At 43.8% G+C, this 448-nt stretch carries 1 protein-coding gene; it reads left to right on the plus strand.

Annotation, left to right across the window (positions count from 1 at the left end):
* A partial coding sequence (locus tag Q4563_RS16190; protein ID WP_303605206.1) for a peptide-methionine (R)-S-oxide reductase occupies nucleotides 1-119 on the plus strand: 119 nt, incomplete at its 5' end.
* Nucleotides 120-448 lie beyond the last annotated feature (329 nt).

Genomic DNA, 448 nt, shown 5'->3' on the forward strand with positions numbered 1-448 from the left:
GTGCAACCTGTGATGCACATCTCGGGCATGTGTTTGATGATGGCCCAGCCCCCACCGGACTGAGGTTCTGTATAAACTCAGCTTCTCTTGTATTCCATACTGTGAATCAGGCTACCTAATTGTAGTAATTGATATTACTTGACACTTTTTGGCAGGAAATTTTTGTGTATACTCAGCGACAATTATTTTCAAAGCGGATACTGATTATGGTTTGTAAATTGAAAGAATTTGTGCTTTGAAACCTGCTTGATGCCAAGAGATCCAATAAAGGTTGAAAAAATCTGTGATTGAACGCCGACCAACACGATCATCGTTGCAGATTATGAGAGATACGGTGTACGCGCTTGTTATCCGGGAATTACGTACTCGTTTCGGTGGAAGTCGTTTGGGTTATTTCTGGGCCATTGCTGAGCCGGCAGGGCAGGCGGCTGTGTTGACGACTATCTTT

It is taken from the genome of Gilvimarinus sp. 1_MG-2023 (assembly GCF_030548285.1).